Below are 22,215 nucleotides of genomic sequence, written 5' to 3' on the forward strand. Positions count from 1 at the left end.
TCCAAGTGTTGGTAAACGTCGCCCTTGCAAGTCTACTCACTTTTGCATCAGGCACGCGGATCGCAGAGCACTGATGCCCCGAAACCCCAATAGCCGCAAAATGTTCCATGACATGAGGGGGAAAATACCCCGCGCACTCCCCTGTTGCGCAAGTTTTTGCCGAAAAAACACTGCATTCGGGTAAGGGATCATTCACCAGTTGGCAGTCGATTCTCTCTATGGCATATAGCTTCTGCGCAACAGAGCGCTAAAATATCCCGAAACTTCGGGACCTGTGAAATCAAAAGCGTATGGGACAACGCTCATCACAATGGCAGAAAAAAATACCGGGTTTTCCCGTCGAGCACTCCTAAAGGCATTTGCGGCCACAACAGTCGCAGCAGCCCCTACCTACTCCCAAGCCGCCGGCTTCCTTCGTGGAGGCGGCGACATCCGCAGGCTTCGTATGTATTCCGGTCGCACAGGCGAGCGTCTGGACATGATCTACTGGATCGATGGCAAATACATCAAAGACGCGGTTAAGGAGATCAATCACTTCATGCGCGATTGGCGGACCGATCAGGTCAAGACCATCGATTTGCGCACGATTGACATCATGACAGCCTCTCTGAACCTTCTTGAGGTGAATGAGCCTTACTTGCTGTTGTCTGGTTACCGTAGCCCGCAAACCAATGCGATGCTGCGCAGCCGCTCTCGTGGTGTAGCGAAGAAATCGCTTCACATGCAGGGTCAGGCGGCAGATCTTCGTCTTGCATCACGATCGGTGAGCCAGATGGCTCAAGCCGCTCAGGCATGTAAGGCGGGCGGAGTAGGACGTTACTACGGCTCGAATTTCGTTCATATGGACTGCGGCGTCGTTCGCACTTGGCGCGGCTAACAAGTCGCCGCCACCTAAACTGATCGGATCGCGCGCTGTGAGCTCACAGTGCGCCCGTTCTCACGTCTATAGCCCCCATATGGTCTCTGTCATGTGGATAGTCGGAATCCGCTGCGGTCTCTTCAGAGAATTCAATGAATTACCAGAGGTGGCCATTTTTCCATTGCAGTGTTTTCGGCAGCCGCGTATATCGCGCAGCAGACGCACCTGTAGCTCAGCTGGATAGAGCGCTGCCCTCCGAAGGCAGAGGCCAGAGGTTCGAATCCTCTCAGGTGCGCCACTTCCCTCAATCGAGAATTTAGCCCCCTGTATCCGCGCAGGTCAGATCCTGTGTCCGTTCAGCTCAGATCACGTAAAGACTGCGCCATTAAGGCATAGCCATCATAGGCGTAGTCATTGTGCATTTGCTCGTACCACTTCACCCAAGCCTCGCGTTGCTCTTCGGGGAAGGTATCGGACCAAGTGCCCTTGCTCACCAAGATCTGGCCGTCTTCGGTGCGGCGCACTTCTATCTTGTTCGCGATCATGTCACATGGCTCCAACGCAAGGGTCTTTGCCCGTGTTTACATAGCCCGCTCCCGAAGGCCAAGCAGACTGTACTATCCCGCCAGTCGCGAGGCATGCGCGGCGGGTTGAAGCTCGTCATCCAGACGGGTCTCAATACGCTCAATCGTGTCGATACGCAGATCACGTTTGATCTTCGCATAGGCCTGTCCGGGCAGCCGCGCCATTTTGCGCGCTTCTTTCAACGCATAGCCATGCAGGTCCTCAAGATCATCTGCAAGCACCTCGATGATCTGCGCATTTCGGGCGGCAATCGGACCCAGACGTTGCCCAGTTAGCATCAACCGGCGCTGTGTATTTGCGTCGAGCGTCGCGCGCGCAATCTCCATCAAGGCAACGGGGTACTCACGCCCAAGCTGCACATCGATCAATTCAAATCCCGCCCGCGCGTGCGCCACACGCAAATCGCTAGCGAGCACAAAAAACATACCCGCTCCGGAGCACAGACCAACCGTCGCAATGATCACAGGTTTGGGAAAGGTATAGAGCGCGAGAAACGCCGCGTTCAGATCCGGCGCAAGTGCCCTGGCGTCCGCAAGATCCTGATCGACCCCGGTAGAGAAATCTTTGAACGGGCTGGTCAACAACACCGCCTTAACATCAGGGTCTGCTGACATCTCTCTGATTTCACGTTCAAAATCATTTAGAAATTCTGCGGTCAGCCGATTTTCAGGCGCATGCCCCAATTGAAGCTCAACCACACCATCCCCATGAAGGCGGCGGTTGATCCATTGATCGCGTTCCATACGTCCCCCAGCACTACGATCTATCGGCGCTACGAAAAACATTTGAACGCAGGCCATCACGGGTGACTCTGGGCGCTGAGGTTTTCTATTGTGTTACCAGATTGAAGCAAGACACGTTCAATTCTAATCGCATTGCATCCAAATGAGACGCCCGCGCCCCACTATTGCAGCGCGCGGTCCATGGGTTTTTAAGTGACGCTTGCCCATCATCTGTACCAGCGAGGGGCTTTTCGGTTGTCAGCGTCTGAGTTTATCGACAAATTCCACACGTTTACCGCGTCTTGTGATCGCTTTGTGGTTGGGCCGATGGCACGTTGCGCCCTTGGTCGGGTCGCAAGGACTGACCGCGGAGATCTGACATGACACCTTACTTCCAGAGGTCATGTCGGTTTTGAAGTCGCCTCACACAACGCGCGCCACGAAAGGGCAAAAAAATGAAGAGCGTATTGATCCTGAATGGGCCGAACCTGAACCTTTTGGGCACACGGCAGCCAGAAGTGTACGGAGCCGAGACACTGGCAATGGTGGAGGAGTCGTGCCGTCAGCACGGGGTCAAGCTCGGGATCGACGTCGCGTGTCACCAGTCCAATCATGAAGGGGCGCTCTTGGACATGATCCATGCGGCAAAAGGCACGCATGATGGGATCATTCTGAACGCAGGCGCCTATACCCACACATCTGTTGCACTAATGGATGCGATTTATTCCGTGGATCTCCCGGCTGTGGAAGTTCACCTGTCCAATATCCATGCCCGCGAATCCTTCCGCCAGACCTCTTATATCTCCAAAGCTGTGATCGGCCAGATCTGCGGCTTTGGCTCCTTTGGCTACCTGATGGCGATGGATGCGCTTGTTCAGCATTGCGCGCGGAGTAGCGGGTCATGACCCCGTCCGAATATCTGCACCAACTGACCCAGTTTAAAACCATTGAGGAGCTGTGGCACGCGCATGTGAGCCAGATGAGCCGTTACGGGTTTGATCGTCTCCTTTACGGCTACACGCTGTTCAAAACCCGCACCTCGCTGGGCGACCCTGATGACTTTGTTGTTTTGTCGAACCACAGCCCAGAGTATTTGCAGGGATTTCTCGTTGATGGTCTTTATTCTCATGCTCCAATGCTGACATGGGCGCTGGAGAATGAAGGCCATGCAAGCTGGCGCGCCGCGCAGGATATGGCGGCTCAGGGACTGTTGGACTGCAAGGCGCGCAAGGTCCACGAGTTCAATCAGGCGATGAATGTCTGCGCCGGCTACACGATCAGCTTCAACTCCGCGACGGACCGATTTAAGGGCGCGATTTCATTGGCCGCCCGCCCCGGACTTGATCAGGACGCAATTGATCAGATCTGGGCGGAGCACGGCTCTGACATCGTGCTGATGAACAATGTGGCACATCTAAAGATCCTCACCCTGCCCTACCACGCCCCCAATCGCGCCCTGACAAAGCGCCAGCGTGAGGTTCTGCAATGGGTCGGGGACGGCAAGACCACGCAGGACATAGCTTTGCTGATGGGGCTCACACCTGCGACCATTGAAAAGCATCTGCGGCTTGCGCGTGAATCGCTCTGTGTTGAGACCACGGCGCAGGCGGTTCTGAAGGCTGCATTACACAATCAGATGTACGCGGTCGAACACTGATCGCCCCCCGGCTATCATCGGGCACGGTCGTCACCAGAAAGTCAGCGCCTGATTGCAACACAGGCATGACAATTTGATGTGCAAAAGATGTAGTAACCCTCTCTAATGGTAAGGAAAAGCTGACTTTACGGAAAGTTCTCTAACCCTCAGGATAGCGACGTTCCGTGAGTGGTGGCTAAGCCTGGGAACTTTGGGAAACGACCCCTGATATTGACAGGGCTCTCTGACCTGTCCGGTTATTGGTGTGTATTTTTCCGCACCGATGACCGGAACCAACTCTTTTCAAACAGATATTCTCTGCTGCGTCACAACCGCAACCAGCGCAATTGCATCGTTCATTTTTGCATCTCACACAAAAACGCCCCCGAAGCCAGACAGGCGACAGGGGCGTTTGATATTTCTCGCTGAGCAATACGCTCTGAGGTGATTAGCCCTGAGCGGCTTTGGCCACTTCGGCTGCGAAGTCTTCTTTTTCGACTTCGATGCCTTCGCCAACTTCCACACGGATGAAGCCGGTGATGGTAGCGCCCGCTTCCTTGGCTGCAGCTTCCACGGTCAGGTCCGGGTTCACCACGAACTGCTGGTTCAGCAGGGTGGATTCAGCAACGAATTTCTTCATGCGACCGTCGATCATCTTCTCGATGACCTGCTCAGGCTTGCCGGATTCACGGGCGATGTCGATTTGAACCTGACGCTCTTTTTCGACGATGGCCGGATCCAGATCTGCCTCAGAGAGAGCGGCCGGGTTTACAGCTGCGATGTGCATCGCGACCTGCTTGCCAATCGCCTCATCGCCACCGGTCATTGCAACTAGAACGCCGATTTTGCCCATGCCGTCGGCAGCTGCGTTGTGCACGTAGGACACAACGGTCTCGCCTTCCAGCTTCGCCATGCGGCGCAGGGTCATGTTCTCGCCGATGGTGGCGATCTTGTCGGTCAGGGTGGTGGCAACGGTTTTGCCGCCCAGATCCGCTTCTGCCAGCTCTTCAACGGTGTTCACGGACAGGGCTGCTTTGGCAATGCCAGCAACCATGGTCTGGAACTCGCCGTTTTTCGCAACGAAGTCGGTTTCGGAGTTCACCTCAACAGCAACACCTTTGCCGCCATCGACGACCACGGCCACGAGGCCTTCTGCGGCGGTACGGCCAGATTTCTTGGCCGCTTTTGCGAGGCCCTTGGTGCGCAGCCAGTCAACGGCAGCTTCCATGTCGCCGTCGTTTTCGACCAGTGCTTTTTTCGCGTCCATCATGCCTGCGCCGGTGGATTCGCGCAGTTCTTTCACCATTGCTGCAGTGATTGCCATCTTAGGCTCTCCTCAAGTCAAATGCGGTTTGGGGCAGGTCTACCCTGCCCCACATGTCAAATCGATGACACGCTGTCAGATCAGGCGTCAGCTGCTTCTTCAGCGACGGCTTCCTCGACAGGTGCTTCTTCCAGAGCACCGAGGTCAACACCGGCAGCGCCGAGCTGAGCGGACATGCCGTCCAGTGCTGCACGTGCAACCAGATCGCAGTAGAGCGAGATCGCGCGCGCTGCGTCATCATTGCCCGGGATGATGTAGTCTACACCATCGGGGGAGCAGTTGGTGTCGACAATCGCCACAACCGGAATACCCAGTTTGTTGGCTTCTGCGATGGCCAGTGCTTCTTTTTTCACGTCGATGACGAACAGCAGGTCAGGAACGCCGCCCATGTCACGGATACCGCCGAGAGACGCTTGCAGCTTCTCTTGGTCACGCTCCATGCCCAGACGCTCTTTCTTGGTCAGGCCTTCGGCACCCGCAGCCATACGCTCGTCGATTTCCTTCAGGCGGTTGATCGACTGGGAAACGGTTTTCCAGTTGGTCAGCGTGCCACCGAGCCAGCGGTGGTTCATGTAGTACTGAGCGGACTTCTCTGCGGCTTCGGCGATCGGCGCTGCGGCCTGACGCTTGGTACCAACGAAGAGAACGCGGCCACCTTTGGCAACGGTGTCACGGATCGCGGTCAGAGCCTGGTCCAGCATCGGAACAGTCTGCGTGAGGTCCATGATGTGGATGCCGTTGCGCGCGCCGTAGATGAACGGCCCCATACGGGGGTTCCAACGCTGAGTCTGGTGACCAAAGTGAACGCCAGCTTCCAGCAGCTGACGCATGGTGAACTCGGGAAGAGCCATGCTATTCTTTCCTTTCCGGTTTTATCCTCAGCGGGGGTTCAGACACATATGTGTCCAACCGGCGGTCTGTCAGGGATGTCTCCCCTGAACAGGCCAAACCCCGCCTGCGGGTTCGATGGCGCGCGTATAAGGCAGCTTCGCACACAGCGCAAGCGCAAAAGTGCACCCCTCACCCATCAAGCAGCGGTTCGCCCTCCGCCGCGAGTGTATCATGCCCCTCGCGAACGATCTCTTCGCAATGAGCGGCCAACGCCTTGCGATTTGCAAAGTCGGCAACGCGAACCGGCGCATGATAACGCAGCACTACCCTGCCCTGCGTCTCTGCGGACAGCACTTTCAAGAGATGCGAGCCAAAATCCATATCGCCCCACCAGCCGTAAAAACGTGGCTCTCGTCCTTTTGGGGCGTGAAACACCACAGAGACCGGCTGCACATATAATAGATCCCGCAGGTCGTCCTCGAAGAGCGATGCAAACAATGTGGTCTTGAACGGCAGCACCCGCCGCCCATCGGTGGAGGTTCCCTCTGGGAAAAACAGCAGCTTGTGCCCCGCTTTCAACCGCTCCGCAAAGAGCGCTTTTTGCTCGCTGGCCTTGGCGCGGTTTCGTTCAATAAACACCGTACCCGTCGCCCGCGCCAGCCAGCCAATACCGGGCCAGCCCGCGACTTCGGACTTTGAAACGAAATAGATGCGTTTTTTGGCATTGAGCGCAAAAATGTCGAGCCATGAGGAATGATTGGCCACAACGATACCGGGCTCACGCATCTGCGCCCTCGTGGCGCTGAACCCCATGCCCAGAATGCGAAACGCGTTTCGGCAGACAAACATCGTAATATAAGGTGTCACGGGACGTTTTACGCCACACAGTGGCCTCTCAATCAGCCGCACCAACAAAAGAAGCGCAAGGCAGCCAAAGACCAATGTCGCCAGTACCGCCCCGCGCAGCACGACCCTGACCCATCCCATCGCAGAGATACGGATCTGCTCAGGTGGTGTTTCACTGTGCCAGCTGACACTCATCCGGTGGTGGTTCCACGCGTGTAAATACGGCTCTGGCGTTCATTCATCCGCGCCGTGTCGAGGATCAAACAGACATCCGTCGTGTTGAATTCATGATCCACATAAGCGCCATCGCCAACGAAACCACCGAGCCTCAGATAGGCCTTGATCAGCGCAGGTGTCTCCAGCATCGCGGTGCGGCGATCAATCTGATCGGCCCCCAGCAGATCCATCGACTGGTAGACTTTGGACTTTACCCGCAAATCTTCGGGCGCGAGGTGGTTGGCATAGAGCATCGACAAGGGTTGCCGAAGCGACGACGCGTCGGTGCCATGAAAGGAAGCCACCCCAAAGAGCACATCAATCTCATGGTCTGCGACATAGGCCGCAAGCCCGTTCCAGAGGTGAAACATCGCCATGCCGCCGCGATAGTCAGCATGTAGACAAGACCGCCCCAGCTCCAGCAATTTACGACCGGATTGGCGCAGCGGCGTGAGGTCATATTCATCTTCGGAATAAAACCGCCCCAGACGTTCCGCCTGATCACTGCGCAAAAGCCGGTAAACACCGACCACTTCGCCAGAGGTATCGTCGCTGACCAGCATATGATCGAAGTATGGATCAAACTGGTCCTGCTCGAGGCCTGCATCATGATCCACCAGATCACCACTGCCGCCAAGCTCGCGCACAAACACCTCATAGCGCAGAGCTTGCGCCGCTCTTAGATCTTCATCGGTTTCCGCCATCCGCACGGAAAACTGTGGCGCGCCATCGTGCATGCTTCTGCTCTACCCTTGATTTGTGGCGGGCAAATAGCCCATAGGCATATTCGCGCGCAAGATTTATGCACACTTGTATGCGTTTGGTTAACCTTTCATAAACCGTTTTTACGGATCAAAGACTGGAACAAGGGCAATACGCGCGCCGTCAAAGACGACTTTGCCCTGGTCGGGAAAATTGACAGTGATCTTGCCGCCCACGTTTGACTGTACTTGCCCCAAGCCCCAGTCCGGGTGGTTGGGATGTCGGACAAACATGCCGGGTGCCAGGATCGCATTGAGGTCATTCATAGTTTGAGTGGCCCTATTGGAGGAAAGTTATGAGTGTAGATAACGCCAATCTGGCCGCATTGGTAGGCTCACGAATTTGTCACGATCTGATCAGCCCTGTTGGGGCGATTAACAACGGTCTGGAACTGCTCGGCATGTCCAACTCGTTGGAAGGTCCAGAGCTGGAGCTGATCTCCGACAGTGTGAATAACGCTAACGCCCGTATTCGCTTTTTCCGCGTAGCCTTTGGTTCTGCGGGCGAACAGGAGCTTGGCCGCATGGAAATCATGAGCGTGCTCGGTGATGTCAGCAAAGGTGGGCGCATCAAATATAACTGGTCCTCGCAAGAGGCGGCAGCGCGGCGCGATGTCCGTATGGCGTTTCTCGCCGGTCTCTGCCTTGAGAGTGCGCTTCCCTATGGCGGCAGTATCCAAATCCTACGCAGCACCGACGGCTGGACCGTGACAGGCGAGGGTCGCAAGATCAATGTCGACGAAGATCTTTGGTCTGGTCTTGCGTCAGACGCACCCAAAGTCGAGATCACCCCGGCACTGGTGCAATTCGCGCTGCTGCCCGAAGCGGCCAAAGAAGCCGGTCGTCAGTTGTCGTTCAGCCAATCGGCAGAGAAGATCTCGATCAGCTTCTAAGCGATCCTGATTGCACTATGAAAAACGCCGCTGATCTTCTCAGCGGCGTTTCTTATTTGCGGGACTATTTGCGCACGGTGCCATCACCGCGCACCAGATATTTGAAACTGGTAAGCTGCGTCGCCCCGACCGGACCACGGGCATGCATCTTGCCGGTGGCAATGCCGATCTCCGCCCCCATGCCGAACTCGCCGCCATCGGCAAACTGGGTGGAGGCATTGTGCATCAGGATCGCGCTGTCCAACTCTGCGAAGAACTGCGCCACGGCTGCGTCATCCTCGGTAATGATGCAATCGGTGTGGGCCGAGTGGTAGGTGCGGATATGGGCAATCGCCTCGTCGATGCTTGCCACTTTTTTGGCAGCAATGATTGCATCGAGGTATTCCTTGCCCCAATCCTCGGACGTGGCGCCCTGCATGCTATCCGGGCCGGGCAAGCCCTCTTCGGCGTGGATTTCCACCCCACCCATAGCGAGCAGGTCCAGCACGTCCTTGCCGATGGTCTCGGCAATATCCTGATGGATCAGCAGGCACTCCGCAGCGCCGCAGATGCCGGTGCGCCGGGTCTTGGCGTTCAGGACCACGTCGATCGCCTTTTTGCGGTCGGCATGTTTATCGATGTAGATATGTACGATACCCTCAAGATGGGCAAAGACCGGAACGCGGGCTTCGCGCTGCACCAGCCCCACCAGCCCCTTGCCGCCACGCGGAACGATCACATCCACGTAGTCGGTCATGGTCAAGAGCTCCTGCACTGCCGCGCGATCACGGGTCGGCACCAGTTGCACGGCGTCCTCGGGCAAACCTGCAGTTCGCAGCCCGGCGGCCAGACAGCCATGGATCGCCTGCGCTGAATGCAGGCTCTCAGAGCCGCCACGCAGGATCACCGCGTTGCCGGATTTGAGGCATAGCGCGCCCGCATCCGCGGTCACATTGGGGCGGCTTTCGTAGATCACGCCGATCACCCCAAGCGGGGTGCGCACGCGTTGGATCCGCAGGCCGGTGGGTTGCGTCCATTCTTCCATCACCGCGCCGACGGGGTCATCCTGCGCCGCAACAGCGCGCAAACCATCCACGATGCCCTGAATACGCGCCTCATCCAGCATCAGTCGGTCCATCATCGCAGAGGACAGCCCCTTTTCGCGGCCAAACTCCAGATCCTTGGCATTGGCGGCGATAATGTCTTCACGCTTGGCCCAGACCTCATCTGCGGCAGCGTTCAGCGCCTGTTCTTTCTGTGCCGCGCTTGCGGTGGCGAGCTGTTGCGCAGCCGCTTTGGCGCGCGTGCCGATGTCTGTCATCAGCGCGGGAATATTTTCCAGATCTTTCATGTCTTTGCCCTTTGCTTCCCTAGGCGGGGTCCGAGCCGCACCGCCACATCACGCGGCGGCGGGAAATCTCGCATGCTCAGAATGACAGGATCAAAGCGCCATGTCATCCCGATGGATCAAGGCCGCGCGCCCCGCATAGCCGAGGATGCCCTCGATGTCAGCGGAGCGATGCCCTTGGATGGCGCGGGCTTCCTCTGCCGTATACCGGCTGAGCCCCTGCCCCAGTTTGCGCCCGTCTGGACCGAGGATGGCCAGCGGATCCCCGCGGCCAAAGTCACCCTCCACATGACGCACCCCAGCGGGCAGCAGACTGTTTCCATTTTGCAGCGCCTTGGCGGCGCCCTCGTCCACGGTGATTACACCACGGGTCTTCATTGCGGCGATCCAGCGTTTGCGCGCCACTTGAGGATCACCTTGAGCGGTGAACCACGTCGAGGGCGCGCCTGCCTCAAGCGCTGCGACCGGCGACATCACCGAGCCTTCGCTGATCGCCATGGCACAGCCCGCAGCGGTCGCCATCTTGGCTGCCAGCAGTTTGGTGATCATGCCGCCCTTGGACAGTCCCGACACCCCGTCGCCCGCCATCGCCTCAATTTCAGGCGTGATGGTCTCGATCCGGTCAAACCGCTTGGCCTGCGGATCAAGCGCCGGATTGGCGCTGTAGAACCCGTCCACATCCGACAGCAGGATCAAGACATCCGCCTCCACCGTCACCGCGACCTGCGCGGCGAGGCGATCATTGTCGCCATAGCGGATCTCGTCGGTGGCGATGGTGTCGTTTTCATTGACGATGGGCACGGCGCCCAGCCCGATCAGCGTCTCCAGCGTGGCGCGAGAATTGAGGTAACGGCGGCGGTTTTCGCTGTCCTCCAGTGTCACCAAAACCTGAGCGGTGGTGATCCCATGCGGGGCCAGCGCCTCCTCATAGGCGCGCGCGAGGCGGATTTGGCCCACGGCAGCGGCGGCCTGCGATTGTTCCAGCGGTAACTCGGTGCGGGGCAACCCCAATGCGCCACGCCCCAGCGCAATCGACCCCGAGGACACGAGGATCACATCCTTGCCCTGATCTTTCAGGCGCGCAACATCCTGCGCCAGTGACAGGAGCCAGTCCTGCCGCAAGGCGCCGCTGGTGCGATCCACCAGCAGTGCAGAGCCGATCTTGATGACGACACGACGCGCCGTGTTTAGGGCTGCCAAGGGGTGTCCTCCTCCTCGGACGCCTCCGCCTGTTTGATCCGCAGGCGGTCATCGTCAATCTCGGCCCGTACGGCCCGCAGCACCTCGTCAAGACCCTCGCGGCTCACGCTGGACATGATCCGCACCGGTGCGCCCACCTCAGCCTCAAGCGCGGCACGCGCCTCGGCACGTTCCTCGTCATCCAGCGCGTCGATCTTGTTGAGCGCCGTCACGCGGGGCTTATTTGCTAGCTCACCGCCATAGGCCTCTAGCTCATTGATGATGGTGCGGTAGTCCTCGGCCACGGTTTCAGATGTGCCGTCGACCAGATGCAACAACACCGCGCAGCGTTCCACATGGCCAAGGAAGCGGTCACCGATGCCGCGGCCCTCGTGCGCGCCTTCGATCAGACCGGGAATATCCGCCATCACGAACTCAGTGTTATCGATCCCCACCACCCCGAGGTTCGGGTGCAGCGTGGTGAACGGGTAATCTGCAATCTTTGGCCGCGCGTTCGATGTGGACGACAGGAACGTCGACTTGCCCGCGTTTGGCAGACCCAAAAGTCCCGCATCCGCGATCAGCTTCAGCCGCAGCCAGATTGTGCGCTCAACACATTCCTGACCGGAATTTGCCCGCCGAGGTGCTTGGTTGGTGGAGGACTTAAAATGCAGGTTGCCAAAGCCACCATTGCCGCCCTTGGCCAGCAGCACGCGCTCGCCGACTTCGGTAAGGTCTGCCAGTACTGTTTCTTCGTCCTCGTCGAGGATCTCGGTGCCCACGGGAACCCGCAAAATAATATCGTCACCGTCCTTGCCGGAGCGCTGACGCCCCATGCCGGACTGGCCGTTTTTTGCAAAGAAATGCTGCTGGTAGCGGAAATCGATAAGCGTGTTCAGCCCATCCACGGCCTCGGCCCAGACCGAGCCGCCCTTGCCGCCGTCACCGCCATCGGGGCCGCCGTATTCGATGAACTTCTCGCGCCGGAAACTGACGCAACCGTTCCCGCCGGCGCCGGAGCGAATGTAGACCTTTGCCAGATCGAGGAATTTCATGAGTAAGCCTCTGTGTTCGAGTTGGATCGCCAATACTTTAATTCAGGGGATGGCTCAACCCTGCGTCTGTTGTTCTGCCTGCATGGCCGATCTGCGGGACGAGACACAAAAACGCGGACCCGTCCGATGACGCGCCCGCGAGTGGTGTTGCCTTTGATCTCTGGATCAGAGCTTGCGGCTGTAGGTCCATGTTGGAACATTGGCATCGCGCGCAACGCAGAAATCCTCTGCATCGCCAAGATACTCAAACCCGCAATGCGCAAGCACCCGCGCCGACGCCGGGTTGTCCTGAAACACGCTTGCAAACATCGTTGCATCGCCCAAGGGGTTGGCCTCTACCAGCAACTGAACTGCCATCGACGCAAGCCCCGTATTCCAGAACGGCGGCGCAACCCAATAGCCAACCTCGGACTGGTTGCGATCCATGGATTTCAGCGAGATCACCCCCATCAGTTCCGGGCTGCCATCCTTGGTGCCATCCATCGCCCAGATGAACTCTCCCTGCTCGGCCTCAATGCCGCGTTTGACATAGGCCTCAGCCGCGCCCGGCGGATAGGGATGCGGGATCGGCGCGGTCATCTTTGCGATGCGCGCATCTCCGGCGTAGTGTTCAATCAGACCCGCATCCGACGGACGCAAAGGCCGCAGATCAAAGCGATCTGCCTCAATGATGGCTTGCTGATCCGTTTGGTCCAAACCCATAACCACGCTCCTCCTCAAGAAACTCAAACTTCGGCAAATACACTCTGGTATTCTGGGGACTTGTGCTCCTCCATCCCCTTGCCGATGAGATGGGAAGTGCCTGAACGACAAACAAGTCACGTTTTCACGCACTTGCGTTACGATCCGACAGGTCCATCCAAAAACGAAAAGAGGGACCGGTCTTTTAACCGATCCCCCTGAAGATTTTATTACCCTTTGGGTTCGGTTTACTCAGCGGCCTCCGCCGCCGGGAGAACCGAAATAAAGGTGCGGCCTTTGAGGCCCTTGTGGAAGGTCACGTTGCCGTTGGCGGTCGCAAAGATGGTGTGATCTTTGCCAATACCAACGCCTTCGCCCGGCCAGAACTTGGTGCCGCGCTGACGCACGATGATGTTGCCCGCGATTGCAGACTGACCACCATAAAGTTTCACGCCAAGACGACGACCTGCGGAGTCGCGACCGTTACGGGACGAACCGCCAGCTTTTTTATGTGCCATTCTTGTCTCTCCTTAGCCTTGAGCCAGCTCTTTGGCCTGCTCAACCCACTCGGGTTTGATCTTGACGGCGTCGATACCAGCAATATCCGCTTCGGACAAGGCTGCGATCTGAGCGAAGGTGGTGAGACCAGCGGCCTCCAGCTTCTTGGCGGCGGCAGGGCCAACACCGGTCAGCTGGGTCAGATCGTCGGAACCAGCAGCAGCTGCGGGTGCAGCGGCTTTGGCAGCCTTGGCTTTCGGCGCGGCTTTCGCAGCAGGAGCCGCATCGCCTTTACCGGTTGCCACTTTCACGCCGGACGCATCCGCACCAGAGGACAGGATCTCCGTGATCTTGACCAGGGTCAGCTTCTGACGGTGACCGACAGTACGCTTGGAGGAGTGCTTACGACGACGCTTGACGAACTTGATGACCTTGTCACCTTTGATCTGTTCGACCACTTCCGCCTGCACGGCAGCGCCGGACACAAACGGAGCACCAACGACGGGGGCATCGCCACCGATCATCAGAACGTCATTGAATTGAACGGTTTCGCCAGCGTCTGCAGCCAGTTTTTCCACGCGGAGCATATCGCCCGCCTGAACTTTGTACTGCTTGCCGCCAGTCTTAAGGACTGCGAACATTTCAGTCTTTCCTTTTCTACCCGCGTCCTTCGGTCCCCTTTCGGGCGTTTGCGACGGGGCCTCGCCCCCTCACCTCGAACAGCGCGCCCCTTGTGCGGGACGGTATGACAATAAAACCCCGGCGCGGAGAGTCCGGGCCGGGATGCGGGCTTTTGACCTTACTGAGATAAGAAGTCAACCCTAGAGCGCAGGCTCAGATCAAAAATATCCACAGCCGCTGGCCGGATGGGACATCAAAGCTCCTGTACGGGCTGCAGGTCCCGCATACGGTGCGCGAGTTCCTCAAAGCGATTGGCCTGAATTTCATATTGGATCGCATTCAGAAGTTCATAGACCTCCTGCATCAGCGGGTTTTCCAGCGCTTTGACATAAGCCGCGACCTCATCGGTCGTAAAGTCGCGATATATATATGCAGATTGTGCGAGGCTCGATGCTGCCATCTGACGCCGCATCTCACCTTCTTGCGCTTTCATAAGCGCACGCAACCCATCAGCGTCGACCTGCATATCTATGACGCCTGCGGCCGACGCTGCCATCAAAAAGCGGAACTGGATTTCCTGAACCGCGCGAATGGCGGTCTCGGTGCCGCCAATGGCCACATTCATATCCTGATACAGCGTGACCCGCGGGTCGCCCTCTGCCACCAGTTTGCTGACGATGCGCTCGCCGGCCTCCACGGTGCCAGCGCCGTCTTCATTCATATGAGAGGCATTCTCGACCTCAACCAGACGCTGCCCTAAATCGCTGGCATAAAACTCAGCCGCAAAAAATAAGGCATCGGAGGAGAGCGTTTCTTCCAGAATATCCAGTGCGGTGGCCTGCATCTTGTTTGTGTCAAAGACCTCAGCCGTGAGACGCTCCCACTCCAGTCCGAAATCACCTGCATCGGCGCCCAGAATTTTAGGCGCATCCCCCGCCGATTGCGCAATGCTATTAAGTGCGACGTCAAACCCCGTCACCTCAAGGAAGGCCTTGATCTGCGCCCGATCGGCCGCTTCTGCCTTCGCGGGGTGCAGAACCACGATACTAAGTGCGGCAACAAAGATCCCTTTCAACAGGGCTGTCACAAATGCGGCGGGGCGCAGCGGCGCTGAAATCGGTTTGATCATGGTGCAAATGTAGGGGCAGAAACCCTAACCGCAAACCAAAATTCGACTTTCTTGAACGAACTGTGAAATCGCCCCTTGCACGCGGCGAAAATCACCTTTAAACGCCCTCACACCCCCCGCGGAGAGGTGCCGGAGTGGTCGAACGGGGCGGTCTCGAAAACCGTTGTGCCTTCACGGGCACCCAGGGTTCGAATCCCTGTCTCTCCGCCATTTATCATTTGAATATTTCGCTGAAACGTGCGGGCCGTGCCCTGCTAACAGCCTCGTTGCCTTCAGAAATATCACCCCATAGGGTCACAGCGTAGTTGTTAAGCGCTGAAAGGGCATCAAAATGACGCGCGGCTCCCCCGCATTTGCAAGCGACGAGATCGCGTCCGCATTTGCTGCGTTTCCTGAACCAGAGCGGGCCGGACTGCTGTCGTTACGCAGCCTGATCTTTGAAACCGCCGCAAAGACCCCGGCAGTGGGCCGCCTGAGCGAGGCACTGAAATGGGGACAACCTGCCTATCTGACGCCCGAGACCAAGTCGGGCTCGACGATCCGATTGGGCATCCCCAAGTCTGGCGGTTTTGCCATTTACACCCACTGCCAGACAACGCTTCTGACGGATTTTCAAATCCTGTTCCCGGATGATTTCCAATACGAAGGCAACCGCGCGATCCATTTTTGCGCAGGAGACGGTCTTCCCTTGGAGAAGCTGGAGATCTTGGTTCGCAACGCTCTGACCTATCACCTGAAAAAGTAATGCAATTCAAGGGCATCAATAGAAAAAGCCGGGCAAGTGCCCGGCTTCATTTGCGCGAACGGATGCGTCATGCGCGGCGGCGGCGACCTCCACCGCGACGACCGCGACCTTCGCCCTCGCCTTCAGCAGCAGGTGCTTTGTTGAATTTGATCCAATCCCCCCCGTGCGGGTCGTTATTGGTCAGAAGGTTGGCAGCGCGAATGGCCTCCATTTCCTTGCCTGCGCGCGGCTGCGTGGAGCCAAGGCCAAACATGGTCACAAAGGTCTCATCATCCATACCTTCGGGCAGGATAATACCGGCGGCGGCCACCTGTTCTTTTTTCTCGGCAATCGCCTTTTGCGTCACTGGCAACGCCACCGGGTTCATGATCGCGGAGGTCATGCCCGCACCCATCGCCATCGGCAGGAACGCGTTGTTGATGCCGTGACGGTTGGGCAAGCCAAATGACACATTCGACGCACCGCAGGTGGTGTTCACGCCCAATTCTTCACGGAGTTTGCGCACGAGCGCAAACACCTGCTGACCTGCCGTGGCCATCGCGCCAATCGGCATGACCAGCGGGTCGACCACAATGTCGTGAGCCGGAATGCCAAAATCGGCTGCACGCTCGACAATTTTCTTTGCCACTGCAAAACGCACCTCTGGATCTTCAGAGATCCCGGTATCGTCATTGGAGATCGCAACCACCGGCACATTGTACTTCTTAACCAGTGGCAGAACCAGTTCCAGACGCTCTTCCTCACCTGTGACGGAGTTCAAGAGCGGGCGCCCCTCTGCCGCAGCCAAACCGGCCTCCAGCGCGCCGGGCACCGAGGAGTCGATGCAGAGCGGAATATCCACAAGCCCCTGCACCAGCTCGACGATTTTGGTCATCAGCGGCGGCTCGGTCTCGTTGGGGTTCGGGTTGGAGTTGTAGACAACACCCGCATTGATATCGAGGATGTTGGCCCCGGCCATCACCTGCGCCAGCGCGTCTTTTTCAACGGTTGAGAAATCGCCCGCTTCAAGCTCCGCAGCCAGTTTCTTACGACCAGTCGGATTGATACGTTCGCCGATCACGCAGAAGGGTTCATCAAAGCCCAGAACAGCAGTTTTTGTCTTAGATTCTACGACAGTACGGGTCATGGTTTATCCTTGCTGTTGTGCGGGGCGTGCAGACTCGCCGCCGTTGTTGATGGCCCAGGTGGCGTTTGTCTTGATACCACCAAGGGGGAAGAAGTGGACGTTGGTGATGTTAAAGTCAGGGTTTGCAGCCTTGTGGGCGGCAAGCTCGGTCAGAACATCCGTCGGCTCGTAGGGTAGCATCAGTTTGGTGACGTCCATGGCACGTTTCTGCAGCACCTTGAGCGAGGGGCCCACACCGCAGGCAATCGCAAATTTGATCAGCGTCTGCAGCTTCGCAGGACCGGCGATGCCGATGTGGATAGGCAGATCAACGCCTGCCTCCTTGAGACCATTTGCCCATGCGATAATCGGCTTCGCCTCAAAGGCGAATTGGGTCGCCAGAGCCATTTTCGCATCGGTGCGCTCAGAGAATTTCTGTTTCCACTGAAGTGCTTCGGAGACGTTCTTCATCGAGCCATCCGGGTCGATGTCTTTATTGCCCTCGGGATGGCCTGCAACATGAAGATTGGTGAAACCTGCCTTGTCGAACAGGCCCGTTTCCAACAGTTGCATCGAGCTGTCGAAGGCTCCGTGAGGTTTCGCCACACCGCCAGCAAGCATCAGCGCTTGTTTGACATCGGCCTCGCCCTGATACCGCGCAATCCAATCGGCCAGTGTCGCCTCGTCCTTGATGATCCGCGCGGGAAAATGCGGCATCACCGGAAAGCCTGCGTCATTCAGGCGCTTGGCGGTGGCGACCATATCCTCAATCGGGGTCCCTTCGATATGCGCGATGTAAACGCGGGTGCCCGCTGGCAGCAGTTCGCGGAAATCCTCGACCTTCTGTGCCGTGCGCGGCATCACTTCGATCGAGTAGTCCTTCAAGAACGCCTCGACCTCCGGGTTTACAGTGACCTCAGTCTCAGTCGCGCGTTTTTTGAAGTTCAGCAAAGCCATGGCGGCCTCCCATAATCCGTTGAGGGCTGTCATGCCCAGCCATCGTTTGCGATCAGCGCCTTGAGCCGCTCTTGATCGTATTCCTCCTCCAGACGCGCGGCCTGAGAGTCAGCAATATCACCGGGCTCACCCTCAACGCTGAAAGGCGCGGCCTTGCGCCACTCCGCCAGATAAGCGTCGCTGTCCTTGGCGTTCACCTTCATGGCTGCGCGATCAATCGCTTGCTCAAACCGTTCTTCGAGCTGGCGTTTGGCGCCGCGCCGCCCCTTGCCCACAATGACCTGAGCCGGGATGTCGCGCCAGTATACGATGGTGACGTCGGGCATTGCCGTTCCTCTCATTCCGTCTGTCGTACTGCGTTTCTAGTCTGACGTTTCGCGTCCGGTACGTCGGATTTCGACAACAAAGATGGGAGGAGCGACGTTTACGACTTTTGCGTAGGCTTCTGTCCCTTTGATCTCAGATTGCAAATTTTGGAATTGCCGCGCACCGCGCGCATCCAGCTTTCCCACTATTGAACCGATACAGTCCCTTGCAGTGAGGCCAGCGCGGACGTACTGTGAATTCAACACGATAATCGGAGGGCGTGATTCATGGCGCCCAGGCGTTCCAAAGGTACAGGAGCGTTTCCCAGAGCGGTTGAGACCCCTGTACCGGCCCGGCCAGATCCAGATGCGCTTTATGCGGCGCTGGATCTTGGCACCAACAGTTGCAGGATGCTGATTGCCCAACCCAAGGGCAGCGGTTTCCATGTGGTGGATAGTTTTTCCAAGTCGGTGCAGCTCGGCTCCGGCCTGGAAAAGACGGGGCGGTTGTCACGTTCCTCCATGGCGCGCACCATTCAGGCGCTGCGCATCTGCCAGCAGAAAATCAGCAGAAACCGCGTAAAACGCATGCGACTCGTCGCGACAGAAGCCTGTCGCCGCGCCAAAAACGGGCGCGATTTCATGCGTCAGATCAAACGTGAAACCGGCCTCGCGATGGATATCATCCAACCCGAGGAAGAAGCGCGTCTAGCAGTGATCTCATGCGCGCCCTTGGTGTCGACAAAAACCGAACAGCTTCTCGTGGTGGATATCGGCGGCGGCTCGACCGAGTTGGTCTGGATCGACATTTCCTCCGTTCCGCGCCGCGACCGCCCTTCGGCCATCATGCGGTTGCATGCCGGATTTCACACCGTTGAAAGCCCGTTTCCCGCAGCCAAGGTTGTGGACTGGATCTCGGTTCCACTGGGCGTGGCAACGCTTCGGGATCAATTCAACGATGTTGAAGATGACGCTGCACGGTTTGCCTTGATGAGCTGGTATTTTGAGGAGCATCTCGCCGATTTTGCGCCCTATAAGGACGAACAGGCGCGCGAAGGCTTTCAGATCGTCGGCACCTCCGGCACGGTCACGACAGTTGCGGCCTCTCATCTGGGCCTCAAGCGCTATGACCGAACCAAAGTCGACGGGCTGCGGATGACATCCGATCAGATCGACAAGGTGATCCGCGGCTATCTGGAACTTGGCCCCCAAGGCCGCCGTCGCGATCCGAGAATTGGCGAAGACCGACAGGCGCTTATTATGTCAGGTGCCGCTATTTTGCAGGCACTCTTGCGTTGCTGGCCCACGGATCGTTTGTCGGTAGCTGATCGCGGTCTGCGCGAGGGCTTGCTCTATGCACAGATGAGCGCAGACGGCGTGTTGGAAGACGGCCCTTTCTGAGCGGCGCGAGATCGGCTATAGCGCCTCAGCCGCGACTTGAGGCTGCGGAGCACGCGAAAGAGGAAAGACCATGGCGAAGAAACCGACAGGAAAGAACACGTCCGGCCGTGGGCAGCGGGATCTGACCGTTAAGGTCAAGACCGCGCGCGGGCGCAGGCTCAGTTCTACGCGCTGGCTGCAACGGCAGTTGAACGACCCCTATGTCAAACGGGCACAGGCCGAGGGGTATCGCGGACGCGCAGCGTTTAAGATTATGGAACTCGACGACAAATACCGCTTTCTGGTTCCCGGAGCGCGGGTTGTGGATCTGGGTTGTGCGCCGGGCGGTTGGGCGCAGGTGGCGGTGCCGCGCATCAATGCGCTGGGCGAGAAATCCGGCAAAGCCATTGGACGTTTCATCGGCGTCGATCTGCAAGAGGTCGAACCTCTTGCTGGCGCGGAGTTTCATCAGCTCGACTTTATGGACGAAGGCGCTGACGATCAGGTCAAGGAATGGCTTGGCGGTCAGGCCGATGTGGTGATGTCTGACATGGCGGCATCCAGCTCCGGCCATAAACAGACTGACCACTTGCGGATCATGTCCCTATGCGAGACCGCCGCCTATTTCGCCTTTGATGTGCTTGAAGAAGGCGGCACTTTTGTTGCCAAAGTCCTCGCGGGCGGGGCCGAGGGTGAGTTGCAAAAGCTCCTGAAGCAGAAGTTTAAATCCGTCGCCAACGTAAAACCTCCCTCGTCGCGGGCGGATAGTTCTGAAAAATTCGTCATCGCCACTGGCTTTCGTGGGTAACGTCCCGGGCTAACGCGAAACCGGACGCGAATAGGGCGTGCGCAACGAGCGCACTGCAAGATCCCTGAGGTTTTGCATGGCAGAGAGATCAGCCTTTTCGCCATAGCGCTTCGCTTCACCCGGTTTGGATTGCCGGAACACAGCGCAGTCAGTCTTTGCTCGCGCAAGCTCAAGCAGGCGCGCACGCCCTTTGACCGATACCCTATGTGACATGATGGTTTGCCTCATGCTGTCCTGATGACACAGATCTGGCCAGCAACGGCGACGCAAGCAGGGCTGGATTGCGGCGAAACCCGCGCCTTTCACAACAATTTACGCCGATGTCGCTATTCTTCCTCGGCGAGCCGGTCGGTTTGCAAGACACCATTGATTTCCGCCCCAAGGATCAGGATCGCGGCGTTCAGATAGAGAAAAATCAGCGCCGCCATCGCCCCTGCCAGCCCGGCGTAGGTCGCAGAATAGCTTGCAAAACTAGAGACATAGAGGGCAAAACCCGTCCCGGCGGCCCACCATAGCAGCAGTGTCACCACAGCGCCCGGCAGAATATGGCGAACCGTTTCGCGCCGTGGCAACAGCACCAGATGATAAAGAAACACCGCCGCGACCGGGATCACAGCGACCACCAGACCATTGGCCCCATCCTCCCAGCCTCGCAGAAAGTCGAGGTCGGGAAAAAACCGTGCCACAAAACGGGCACCCAAGGGCAGGAACAGCTCAAACACCGCCGTCAGCAATAGCCCTGCCCCGCCCATGATGACCAAGCCCAAAGAGATCAGCCGGTGTTTCCAAAACGGACGCGTCTCCTCCTGACCATAGGCCCTGAGCATCGCAATGCGGATCGCATCAACTCCGTTAGAGGCAAAATAAAGCGCAAGCACCCCCCCAAGCGTCATCAGACCGGTGCCCGAGGTTTCAAGGACAGCGTAAACCTCGCGGGTGATCGGCTCTGCCACCGACTGCGGCCAGCTGCCAAACACCAGATCGACCACATCGTCGACCACCACCCGATGCGAAAACAGGCTGGCAATCGCCCCGCTGAGGGCAACCGTGAACAAAACAAACGGAAACAGCGCCATCATCATCGACATGGCGATGTGGCTGCTCAACACCCAGGCATTTTTTCTGCCGAACCGGCCAAGTGCGCGGCGCAATATCCGAATTGCCTGCATGAGTTTTTGCACGGCTGCCATGGTAAACTCCTAAAAACAAAAGAGGCTTTGCCTGTTATTCATCACGAAACGGCCCATGAGCGAGGCCTGAACGCATGACCGCCACCAAAAAAGCAGTGCTGATCCCGAATGCCAACATGCCGGTCATCGCCGCAAAAGAAGCAAAAATCCGATGTTCTTCATCCAGCACGATGTCGCCGTAGCCCAGCGTTGTGTAGGTCGCGACCGAAAAATACACTGCGGTGTTCCATGTCTCGAACGTCTGTGCCTTCAAGAGCAAGGCCGCCGACCAAATCCAGATCTGGGCCGTATGCGCCGCAACCACAAATCCGATGGAAATCAAGAGCACGCCGGTCTGGTGCACCATCGCGGAATAGCGCTGGAACCGCGCGCGGTGACGTTGCAGCGCATCGGCACACCAAAGCAGCATGATCGTCTCAAGGACCAGACAGACAAACAAAAACAGACCACCCCAGAAAATTTGCTCGATCAATGTCATAGCGGTGTGGGTTCCTTTGGTCGGACAGGATGGCGGCACTATGGCGCAGCTTAGAAATCAGGGCTTGATCGTGCAACGTCTGCA

27 protein-coding genes and 2 tRNA genes are annotated in these 22,215 nt (G+C 57.8%); 9 read left to right on the plus strand and 20 right to left on the minus strand.

Annotated features, from left to right (window positions below; all coding sequences use genetic code 11):
* Positions 1-310: 310 nt before the first annotated feature.
* Together UB90_RS14080 and UB90_RS14085 are read left to right on the plus strand one after the other, a co-directional pair.
* Positions 311-877, plus strand: a complete 567-nt coding sequence (locus tag UB90_RS14080) for a YcbK family protein (RefSeq protein WP_039983777.1) — start codon at positions 311-313, stop codon at positions 875-877.
* Positions 878-1,080: 203 nt separating this feature from the next.
* Positions 1,081-1,157, plus strand: a tRNA-Arg gene (locus UB90_RS14085).
* A gap of 58 nt (positions 1,158-1,215) precedes the next feature.
* On the opposite strand, the gene UB90_RS14090 is transcribed toward UB90_RS14085, so the two are convergent.
* Together UB90_RS14090 and UB90_RS14095 are read right to left on the minus strand one after the other, a co-directional pair.
* Positions 1,216-1,404 carry a hypothetical protein gene (locus tag UB90_RS14090; RefSeq protein ID WP_065324033.1) on the minus strand — a complete coding sequence of 63 codons (189 nt, stop codon included), beginning with the start codon at positions 1,402-1,404 and terminating at the stop codon, positions 1,216-1,218.
* Between the two features lie 72 nt (positions 1,405-1,476).
* Positions 1,477-2,187: an enoyl-CoA hydratase/isomerase family protein gene (locus UB90_RS14095; protein ID WP_065331983.1), complete on the minus strand. Its 711-nt coding sequence runs from the start codon at positions 2,185-2,187 to the stop codon at positions 1,477-1,479.
* A 434-nt stretch (positions 2,188-2,621) separates the two neighbouring features.
* Here UB90_RS14095 and aroQ point away from each other — a divergent pair, with 434 nt between their 5' ends.
* Together aroQ and UB90_RS14105 are read left to right on the plus strand one after the other, a co-directional pair.
* Positions 2,622-3,071, plus strand: a complete 450-nt coding sequence (gene aroQ, locus UB90_RS14100) for a type II 3-dehydroquinate dehydratase (protein WP_009178967.1) — start codon at positions 2,622-2,624, stop codon at positions 3,069-3,071.
* On the plus strand, positions 3,068-3,823 hold the full coding sequence (locus tag UB90_RS14105; RefSeq protein WP_065324031.1) for a helix-turn-helix transcriptional regulator: 756 nt from the start codon (positions 3,068-3,070) through the stop codon (positions 3,821-3,823). Before aroQ ends, UB90_RS14105 begins: the two co-directional genes overlap by 4 nt.
* Positions 3,824-4,250: 427 nt before the next feature.
* Here the strand turns inward: UB90_RS14105 and tsf are convergent, their stop codons facing one another.
* The 5 genes from tsf to UB90_RS14130 form a co-directional block, all read right to left on the minus strand.
* Positions 4,251-5,126: a translation elongation factor Ts gene (tsf, locus tag UB90_RS14110; RefSeq protein WP_009178823.1), complete on the minus strand. Its 876-nt coding sequence runs from the start codon at positions 5,124-5,126 to the stop codon at positions 4,251-4,253.
* Positions 5,127-5,206: 80 nt separating this feature from the next.
* Complete coding sequence (gene rpsB / locus UB90_RS14115; protein WP_009179269.1) at positions 5,207-5,977, minus strand: 30S ribosomal protein S2; 771 nt, start codon at positions 5,975-5,977, stop codon at positions 5,207-5,209.
* Positions 5,978-6,146: 169 nt separating this feature from the next.
* The gene (gene olsA / locus UB90_RS14120) at positions 6,147-6,998 is read right to left on the minus strand and encodes a lyso-ornithine lipid O-acyltransferase (RefSeq protein WP_065324030.1); all 852 of its coding nucleotides are present in this window, start codon (positions 6,996-6,998) and stop codon (positions 6,147-6,149) included.
* Positions 6,995-7,756, minus strand: coding sequence for an L-ornithine N(alpha)-acyltransferase (gene olsB, locus UB90_RS14125; protein ID WP_065324029.1), 762 nt, complete (start codon positions 7,754-7,756; stop codon positions 6,995-6,997). The genes olsA and olsB overlap by 4 nt, the downstream gene beginning before the upstream one ends.
* 108 nt (positions 7,757-7,864) lie before the next feature.
* Positions 7,865-8,047: a DUF3553 domain-containing protein gene (locus UB90_RS14130; RefSeq protein WP_005615470.1), complete on the minus strand. Its 183-nt coding sequence runs from the start codon at positions 8,045-8,047 to the stop codon at positions 7,865-7,867.
* 29 nt (positions 8,048-8,076) lie between these two features.
* Here UB90_RS14130 and UB90_RS14135 point away from each other — a divergent pair, with 29 nt between their 5' ends.
* A complete protein-coding gene (locus UB90_RS14135; RefSeq protein WP_005615468.1) occupies positions 8,077-8,673 on the plus strand; it encodes a histidine phosphotransferase family protein in 597 nt (198 codons plus the stop codon).
* 64 nt (positions 8,674-8,737) lie between these two features.
* Here UB90_RS14135 and UB90_RS14140 read toward each other — a convergent pair whose 3' ends face one another.
* From UB90_RS14140 to UB90_RS14170, 7 genes are all read right to left on the minus strand, one after another.
* Complete coding sequence (locus UB90_RS14140; protein ID WP_009178747.1) at positions 8,738-10,003, minus strand: glutamate-5-semialdehyde dehydrogenase; 1,266 nt, start codon at positions 10,001-10,003, stop codon at positions 8,738-8,740.
* 90 nt (positions 10,004-10,093) lie between these two features.
* Positions 10,094-11,200: a glutamate 5-kinase gene (gene proB, locus UB90_RS14145; protein WP_065324028.1), complete on the minus strand. Its 1,107-nt coding sequence runs from the start codon at positions 11,198-11,200 to the stop codon at positions 10,094-10,096.
* On the minus strand, positions 11,188-12,234 hold the full coding sequence (gene obgE / locus UB90_RS14150; RefSeq protein ID WP_009179226.1) for a GTPase ObgE: 1,047 nt from the start codon (positions 12,232-12,234) through the stop codon (positions 11,188-11,190). Before obgE ends, proB begins: the two co-directional genes overlap by 13 nt.
* Before the next feature lie 165 nt (positions 12,235-12,399).
* The gene (locus tag UB90_RS14155) at positions 12,400-12,936 is read right to left on the minus strand and encodes a GNAT family N-acetyltransferase (RefSeq protein WP_005611264.1); all 537 of its coding nucleotides are present in this window, start codon (positions 12,934-12,936) and stop codon (positions 12,400-12,402) included.
* A gap of 227 nt (positions 12,937-13,163) precedes the next feature.
* A complete protein-coding gene (gene rpmA / locus UB90_RS14160) occupies positions 13,164-13,433 on the minus strand; it encodes a 50S ribosomal protein L27 (RefSeq protein WP_005611266.1) in 270 nt (89 codons plus the stop codon).
* Positions 13,434-13,445: 12 nt separating this feature from the next.
* Entirely contained in the window at positions 13,446-14,054 is a 609-nt protein-coding gene (locus UB90_RS14165) for a 50S ribosomal protein L21 (RefSeq protein ID WP_009179145.1), read from the minus strand.
* A 233-nt stretch (positions 14,055-14,287) separates the two neighbouring features.
* On the minus strand, positions 14,288-15,163 hold the full coding sequence (locus UB90_RS14170; RefSeq protein WP_065324027.1) for a DUF2059 domain-containing protein: 876 nt from the start codon (positions 15,161-15,163) through the stop codon (positions 14,288-14,290).
* A gap of 120 nt (positions 15,164-15,283) precedes the next feature.
* Between UB90_RS14170 and UB90_RS14175 the strand changes: the two genes are divergently transcribed.
* Both UB90_RS14175 and UB90_RS14180 read left to right on the plus strand, forming a co-directional pair.
* A tRNA-Ser gene (locus UB90_RS14175) sits at positions 15,284-15,373 on the plus strand.
* Between the two features lie 121 nt (positions 15,374-15,494).
* Positions 15,495-15,908 carry a DUF1801 domain-containing protein gene (locus UB90_RS14180; RefSeq protein ID WP_065324026.1) on the plus strand — a complete coding sequence of 138 codons (414 nt, stop codon included), beginning with the start codon at positions 15,495-15,497 and terminating at the stop codon, positions 15,906-15,908.
* A 67-nt stretch (positions 15,909-15,975) separates the two neighbouring features.
* Here the strand turns inward: UB90_RS14180 and UB90_RS14185 are convergent, their stop codons facing one another.
* Genes UB90_RS14185 through UB90_RS14195 form a run of 3 tightly spaced genes read right to left on the minus strand, consistent with a single transcriptional unit; the run spans position 15,976 to position 18,296 of the window.
* The gene (locus UB90_RS14185) at positions 15,976-17,034 is read right to left on the minus strand and encodes a dihydropteroate synthase (protein ID WP_065324025.1); all 1,059 of its coding nucleotides are present in this window, start codon (positions 17,032-17,034) and stop codon (positions 15,976-15,978) included.
* A gap of 3 nt (positions 17,035-17,037) precedes the next feature.
* Positions 17,038-17,970, minus strand: coding sequence for a methylenetetrahydrofolate reductase (locus UB90_RS14190; RefSeq protein WP_065324024.1), 933 nt, complete (start codon positions 17,968-17,970; stop codon positions 17,038-17,040).
* Positions 17,971-17,999: 29 nt separating this feature from the next.
* On the minus strand, positions 18,000-18,296 hold the full coding sequence (locus UB90_RS14195; RefSeq protein WP_065324023.1) for a virulence factor: 297 nt from the start codon (positions 18,294-18,296) through the stop codon (positions 18,000-18,002).
* 267 nt (positions 18,297-18,563) lie between these two features.
* Between UB90_RS14195 and UB90_RS14200 the strand changes: the two genes are divergently transcribed.
* Both UB90_RS14200 and UB90_RS14205 read left to right on the plus strand, forming a co-directional pair.
* Positions 18,564-19,676 carry a Ppx/GppA phosphatase family protein gene (locus tag UB90_RS14200; RefSeq protein WP_005611288.1) on the plus strand — a complete coding sequence of 371 codons (1,113 nt, stop codon included), beginning with the start codon at positions 18,564-18,566 and terminating at the stop codon, positions 19,674-19,676.
* 70 nt (positions 19,677-19,746) lie between these two features.
* Positions 19,747-20,463, plus strand: a complete 717-nt coding sequence (locus UB90_RS14205) for an RlmE family RNA methyltransferase (RefSeq protein WP_005611289.1) — start codon at positions 19,747-19,749, stop codon at positions 20,461-20,463.
* A 9-nt stretch (positions 20,464-20,472) separates the two neighbouring features.
* Here the strand turns inward: UB90_RS14205 and UB90_RS14210 are convergent, their stop codons facing one another.
* The 3 genes from UB90_RS14210 to UB90_RS14220 form a co-directional block, all read right to left on the minus strand.
* A complete protein-coding gene (locus UB90_RS14210; protein ID WP_065324022.1) occupies positions 20,473-20,676 on the minus strand; it encodes a hypothetical protein in 204 nt (67 codons plus the stop codon).
* A gap of 113 nt (positions 20,677-20,789) precedes the next feature.
* Entirely contained in the window at positions 20,790-21,653 is an 864-nt protein-coding gene (locus tag UB90_RS14215) for a YihY/virulence factor BrkB family protein (RefSeq protein WP_065324021.1), read from the minus strand.
* A 34-nt stretch (positions 21,654-21,687) separates the two neighbouring features.
* Positions 21,688-22,131, minus strand: a complete 444-nt coding sequence (locus UB90_RS14220) for a potassium channel family protein (protein ID WP_005611296.1) — start codon at positions 22,129-22,131, stop codon at positions 21,688-21,690.
* Positions 22,132-22,215: the final 84 nt, after the last annotated feature.

The sequence above is a fragment of the Tritonibacter mobilis genome (genome assembly GCF_001681715.1).
GTDB lineage: Bacteria > Pseudomonadota > Alphaproteobacteria > Rhodobacterales > Rhodobacteraceae > Epibacterium > Epibacterium mobile.

What these genes read in the sequence shown, in the direction of transcription:
- UB90_RS14080 (WP_039983777.1), top strand. Translation starts at nt 311, where the DNA reads ATGGCAGAAAAAAATACCGGGTTTTCCCGTCGAGCACTCCTAAAGGCA.
- UB90_RS14090 (WP_065324033.1), bottom strand. Translation starts at nt 1,404, where the DNA reads ATGATCGCGAACAAGATAGAAGTGCGCCGCACCGAAGACGGCCAGATC.
- UB90_RS14095 (WP_065331983.1), bottom strand. Translation starts at nt 2,187, where the DNA reads ATGGAACGCGATCAATGGATCAACCGCCGCCTTCATGGGGATGGTGTG.
- aroQ (WP_009178967.1), top strand. Translation starts at nt 2,622, where the DNA reads ATGAAGAGCGTATTGATCCTGAATGGGCCGAACCTGAACCTTTTGGGC.
- UB90_RS14105 (WP_065324031.1), top strand. Translation starts at nt 3,068, where the DNA reads ATGACCCCGTCCGAATATCTGCACCAACTGACCCAGTTTAAAACCATT.
- tsf (WP_009178823.1), bottom strand. Translation starts at nt 5,126, where the DNA reads ATGGCAATCACTGCAGCAATGGTGAAAGAACTGCGCGAATCCACCGGC.
- rpsB (WP_009179269.1), bottom strand. Translation starts at nt 5,977, where the DNA reads ATGGCTCTTCCCGAGTTCACCATGCGTCAGCTGCTGGAAGCTGGCGTT.
- olsA (WP_065324030.1), bottom strand. Translation starts at nt 6,998, where the DNA reads ATGAGTGTCAGCTGGCACAGTGAAACACCACCTGAGCAGATCCGTATC.
- olsB (WP_065324029.1), bottom strand. Translation starts at nt 7,756, where the DNA reads ATGCACGATGGCGCGCCACAGTTTTCCGTGCGGATGGCGGAAACCGAT.
- UB90_RS14130 (WP_005615470.1), bottom strand. Translation starts at nt 8,047, where the DNA reads ATGAATGACCTCAATGCGATCCTGGCACCCGGCATGTTTGTCCGACAT.
- UB90_RS14135 (WP_005615468.1), top strand. Translation starts at nt 8,077, where the DNA reads ATGAGTGTAGATAACGCCAATCTGGCCGCATTGGTAGGCTCACGAATT.
- UB90_RS14140 (WP_009178747.1), bottom strand. Translation starts at nt 10,003, where the DNA reads ATGAAAGATCTGGAAAATATTCCCGCGCTGATGACAGACATCGGCACG.
- obgE (WP_009179226.1), bottom strand. Translation starts at nt 12,234, where the DNA reads ATGAAATTCCTCGATCTGGCAAAGGTCTACATTCGCTCCGGCGCCGGC.
- UB90_RS14155 (WP_005611264.1), bottom strand. Translation starts at nt 12,936, where the DNA reads ATGGGTTTGGACCAAACGGATCAGCAAGCCATCATTGAGGCAGATCGC.
- rpmA (WP_005611266.1), bottom strand. Translation starts at nt 13,433, where the DNA reads ATGGCACATAAAAAAGCTGGCGGTTCGTCCCGTAACGGTCGCGACTCC.
- UB90_RS14165 (WP_009179145.1), bottom strand. Translation starts at nt 14,054, where the DNA reads ATGTTCGCAGTCCTTAAGACTGGCGGCAAGCAGTACAAAGTTCAGGCG.
- UB90_RS14170 (WP_065324027.1), bottom strand. Translation starts at nt 15,163, where the DNA reads ATGATCAAACCGATTTCAGCGCCGCTGCGCCCCGCCGCATTTGTGACA.
- UB90_RS14180 (WP_065324026.1), top strand. Translation starts at nt 15,495, where the DNA reads ATGACGCGCGGCTCCCCCGCATTTGCAAGCGACGAGATCGCGTCCGCA.
- UB90_RS14185 (WP_065324025.1), bottom strand. Translation starts at nt 17,034, where the DNA reads ATGACCCGTACTGTCGTAGAATCTAAGACAAAAACTGCTGTTCTGGGC.
- UB90_RS14190 (WP_065324024.1), bottom strand. Translation starts at nt 17,970, where the DNA reads ATGGCTTTGCTGAACTTCAAAAAACGCGCGACTGAGACTGAGGTCACT.
- UB90_RS14195 (WP_065324023.1), bottom strand. Translation starts at nt 18,296, where the DNA reads ATGCCCGACGTCACCATCGTATACTGGCGCGACATCCCGGCTCAGGTC.
- UB90_RS14200 (WP_005611288.1), top strand. Translation starts at nt 18,564, where the DNA reads ATGGCGCCCAGGCGTTCCAAAGGTACAGGAGCGTTTCCCAGAGCGGTT.
- UB90_RS14205 (WP_005611289.1), top strand. Translation starts at nt 19,747, where the DNA reads ATGGCGAAGAAACCGACAGGAAAGAACACGTCCGGCCGTGGGCAGCGG.
- UB90_RS14210 (WP_065324022.1), bottom strand. Translation starts at nt 20,676, where the DNA reads ATGTCACATAGGGTATCGGTCAAAGGGCGTGCGCGCCTGCTTGAGCTT.
- UB90_RS14215 (WP_065324021.1), bottom strand. Translation starts at nt 21,653, where the DNA reads ATGGCAGCCGTGCAAAAACTCATGCAGGCAATTCGGATATTGCGCCGC.
- UB90_RS14220 (WP_005611296.1), bottom strand. Translation starts at nt 22,131, where the DNA reads ATGACATTGATCGAGCAAATTTTCTGGGGTGGTCTGTTTTTGTTTGTC.